Consider the following 3,729-nt stretch of genomic DNA (forward strand, 5'->3'; position numbering starts at 1 on the left):
CGCGGAGCTGCCCGCCGGGCGCGTCCGGGTGCTCGTCGCCGTGCTCGGCCTCGTCGCGCTGTGCACCGCGTACGGCGAGGGCGCCATGGCCGACTGGAGCGCGCTGCACCTGAAGGAGTCCCTGGACGCCGGCCCGGGCCTGGCCGCCGCCGGGTACTCCGTGTTCGCCCTCGCCATGACCGCCGGCCGGCTCTCCGGTACGGCGCTGCTGCTGCGGCTGGGCCAGCACCGCGCCCTCGTCGCGGGCGGCGCCACCGCCTGCGCGGGCATGCTGCTCGGCTCCTTCTCCCCGTACGTGTGGGGCGCGCTGGCCGGCTTCGCCCTCACCGGGCTCGGCCTGGCCAACATCTTCCCCATCGCCATCGGCCGTGCCGGCGAGCTGGCCGGACCGCACGGCGTGGCCGCCGCCTCCACCCTCGGCTACGGCGGCATGCTCCTCGGCCCGCCGGCGATCGGCTTCCTCGCCGAGTGGTTCTCGCTGCGCGCCGCGCTGAGCACGGTCGCGCTGCTCGCGGGGGCCTCGGCGGTCATCGCGTACGCCATGCAGGCCGTGCAGCGCGCCGGCCGCCCGCGCCGGGGCTGAGGAGGCCCGCCGCCCGGCGGTCCGGCCCGGTCAGCGGGTCATCTGACGCCGACGGTGCGGGCGAGCACCGCGCGCTGCACGGGCAGCGCCTCGGCGTGCAGCGTACGGCCCGCGTCGGTGACGCACACCTGCACGCCCCTGCGGTCCTCGGGGCACATGCCGCGGGTCACCAGCCCGTGCTTCTCCAGTCTGCCGACGAGGCGGGACAGCGCGCTCTGGCTCAGGTGCACCCGGTCCGCCAGCTCCTGCACCCGGAGGCTGGCCCTGCCGTCGGTGTCCGCCGAGCCGAGCAGCACGTCCAGCACCTCGAAGTCGCTGGCCCCGATGCCGTATCGATGCAGCTCACGGTCCAACTCGCCCACAGCCCGCGCGTGCACCGCGCGGATCTCCCGCCATTGAGAAACGACCGCGCCTTCGGCGCTCCCCGTTGCCATGGCATGGCACCGTACCAGCCCGTGAGCGCCATGTGACGGCCGGTGTGCAACGGATTGAACACGGGCGTGCGGGGGGATTCTCAGGACCACGAGGGGGGTTGCGGATGCGGGGACCGAGGAGCCAGGCGCGACGGGACGCCGTCACCGTCGAGATCGTGTACGCGGCGGTCACGGCGGCGCTGCTGGCGGGCGCGGTGTTCCTCGCCGTCGCCGCGCCCGCGCTCTTCTTCGACGCGGTGCACGGCGACGCCCGCCCGGCGCTGCTCACCGCCGCGAAGGCGGCCGGGGCCGCGGCGTTCGTGATCCGCGTCGCCCTCGTGCTGCGCCGGTGGTGACGGGCCGTCAGAACAGCCGCCGGGCCGGCTGAGCCGCCGCGTACGCCCGCGCCCACCGTCCCGTACGAGACCCGTACACGAGGCCGGCACGTCACCCGTACGAGTGCATCTTCGGGTGCGGGGGCGATGCCGGGGGTAGTGCTGCCCCGGGCGCTGGACGCGAACGAACCCGGGGAGGGGCGGATGTCGCCTAAGCAGCCGTTCGAACTGCCTGCCTTCTACCTGCCGTGGCCCGCACGGCTCAACCCGCACGTCGAGCAGGCGCGGGTGCACTCGCGGGAGTGGGCGCGCGGGATGGGGATGCTGGAGGGCTCGGGCATCTGGGACACCGCCGACCTCGACGCGCACGACTACGCGCTGCTCTGCGCGTACACCCACCCCGAGTGCTCCGCGGACGTGCTGTCGCTGGTCACCGACTGGTACGTGTGGGTGTTCTTCTTCGACGACCACTTCGTGGAGGCGTTCAAGCGCGACCGGGACCGGGCCGGTGCCAAGGCGTACCTGGACCGGCTGCCGGCGTTCATGCCGGTCGACACGGCCGGGCCGGGCGCGGACATGCCGGAGCCGCGCAACCCGGTGGAGGCCGGGCTCGCGGACCTGTGGGCGCGGACGGTGCCGGCGATGTCGGCCGGGTGGCGACGGCGGTTCGCGCGGAGCACCGTCAACCTGCTCGACGAGTCGCTGTGGGAGCTGGCCAACATCGACGAGGGGCGGGTGGCCAACCCCGTCGAGTACGTCGAGATGCGCCGCAAGGTCGGCGGCGCGCCGTGGTCCGCGGGGCTGGTGGAGTACGCCGCGGCGGCGGAGGTGCCGGACCGCGCGGCCGGGTCCCGGCCGCTGCTGGTGCTGCGCGACACCTTCGCCGACGCCGTGCACCTGCGCAACGACCTCTTCTCGTACCAGCGCGAGGTGGAGGCGGAGGGCGAGCTGAGCAACGGCGTCCTGGTGCTGGAGACCTTCCTCGGCTGCGGCACGCAGGAGGCCGCCGATACCGTCAACGACCTGCTGACCTCGCGCATGCAGCAGTTCGAGCACACCGCCCTCACCGAACTGCCCGCGTACGCCGCCGCGGAGGGGCTCACCCCGGTGGAGTGCGCACGGGTGGCGGCGTACGCGAAGGGGCTGCAGGACTGGCAGTCGGGCGGGCACGAGTGGCACCTGCGCTCCAGCCGGTACATGAACGAGCGCGCCGCCCCCGGCCCCCGGTCCCTGCCGTACGCACCGGCCGGCCCCGGCACCGCCGACGTGAGCCTGCGCGGGCTGCTGGCCGCCGCCGGGGCGCGGCGGTCGCGCTCGTACGCGCACGTGCCGCACCGGCGCGTCGGCCCGTCGCTGGTGCCGGAGTTGCGCATGCCGTACCGGCTGCGGCTCTCGCGGCACCTCGACGCGGCCCGGCCCCGGACGCTCGCCTGGGCCCGCCGCATGGGCATCCTCGAACCCCAGCCCGGGGTGCCGGGGTCGCACGTCTGGGACGCCCGGCGGCTGCGCGGCTTCGACCTCCCGCTCTGCGCCGCCGGTCTGCATCCGGACGCCGACGAGGAGGAGCTGGACCTGGCGTCGCAGTGGCTGGCCTGGGGCACGTACGGGGACGACTACTACCCGGCCGTCTTCGGCCGGACCCGTGACCTGGCCGGCGCCCGGGCCTCGAACGACCGGCTCAAGCAGTGCATGCCGCTCGACGACGCGGCGGCGCCGGCGCCGGTGAACGCGCTGGAGCGCGGGCTGGCCGACCTGTGGCGGCGGACGGCCGGGCCGATGACGCCGGAGCAGCGGACGGAGTTCCGGGCCGCGGTGGACGTGATGCTCGACGCCTGGCTGTGGGAGCTGTCCAACCTGGCGCAGAACCGCGTCCCGGATCCCGTCGACTACATCGAGATGCGCCGGGCGGCGTTCGGCTCCGACATGACCAAGTACCTGTGCCGGCTGCGCCGCGGGAGCGGTGTGCCGCCGGAGGTCTACGACAGCGGCCCCGTACGGGCGCTGGAGAACTCCGCCGTGGACTACGCCTGTCTGCTCAACGACCTCTTCTCCTACCAGAAGGAGATCGAGTACGACGGCGACCTCCACAACGGGGTCCTGGTGGTGCAGAACTTCTTCGGCATCGGCTACCCGGAGGCGGTGCGGATCGTGCACGACCTCACGACGGGGCGGATGCGGCAGTTCGAGCACCTCCTCGAAACCGGGCTGCCGGTGCTCTTCGAGGACCTCGGGGCGTCGCGGGAGACGCGCGAGGCGGTGGAGGGCTACGTCCGCGACCTGCAGAACTGGATGGCGGGCATCCTCAACTGGCACCGGCACGTCCGGCGGTACGGGGCCGCGGAGCTGGCGGAGGACGCGGGGCCAGCGGCGCCGCCGGGCGGGCCGCCGGCCGGGCCGC

The 3,729-nt window shown here is 74.6% G+C and carries 4 protein-coding genes; 3 read left to right on the forward strand and 1 reads right to left on the reverse strand.

Features of this window, described 5'->3' with window-relative positions; genetic code table 11:
• Nucleotides 1–583: MFS transporter (locus ABD317_RS34525; RefSeq protein ID WP_344295442.1), on the forward strand; the 583-nt coding region annotated here is incomplete at its 5' end.
• A 38-nt stretch (nt 584–621) separates the two neighbouring features.
• On the opposite strand, the gene ABD317_RS34530 is transcribed toward ABD317_RS34525, so the two are convergent.
• Complete coding sequence (locus tag ABD317_RS34530; RefSeq protein WP_027757456.1) at nt 622–1,017, reverse strand: MarR family transcriptional regulator; 396 nt, start codon at nt 1,015–1,017, stop codon at nt 622–624.
• A gap of 104 nt (nt 1,018–1,121) precedes the next feature.
• Between ABD317_RS34530 and ABD317_RS34535 the strand changes: the two genes are divergently transcribed.
• A complete protein-coding gene (locus ABD317_RS34535) occupies nt 1,122–1,352 on the forward strand; it encodes a DUF6332 family protein (protein WP_027757455.1) in 231 nt (76 codons plus the stop codon).
• 183 nt (nt 1,353–1,535) lie between these two features.
• Nucleotides 1,536–3,729, forward strand: a 2,194-nt coding sequence (locus tag ABD317_RS34540) for a terpene synthase family protein (RefSeq protein WP_344295449.1), incomplete at its 3' end; no start/stop codon positions are given.

The organism is Streptomyces synnematoformans, assembly GCF_039531005.1.
GTDB lineage: Bacteria > Actinomycetota > Actinomycetes > Streptomycetales > Streptomycetaceae > Streptomyces > Streptomyces synnematoformans.

Excerpts from the sequence above, each read along its gene's own strand:
- ABD317_RS34535 (WP_027757455.1), top strand. The coding sequence starts at position 1,122 with ATGCGGGGACCGAGGAGCCAGGCGCGACGGGACGCCGTCACCGTCGAG.
- ABD317_RS34530 (WP_027757456.1), bottom strand. The coding sequence starts at position 1,017 with ATGGCAACGGGGAGCGCCGAAGGCGCGGTCGTTTCTCAATGGCGGGAG.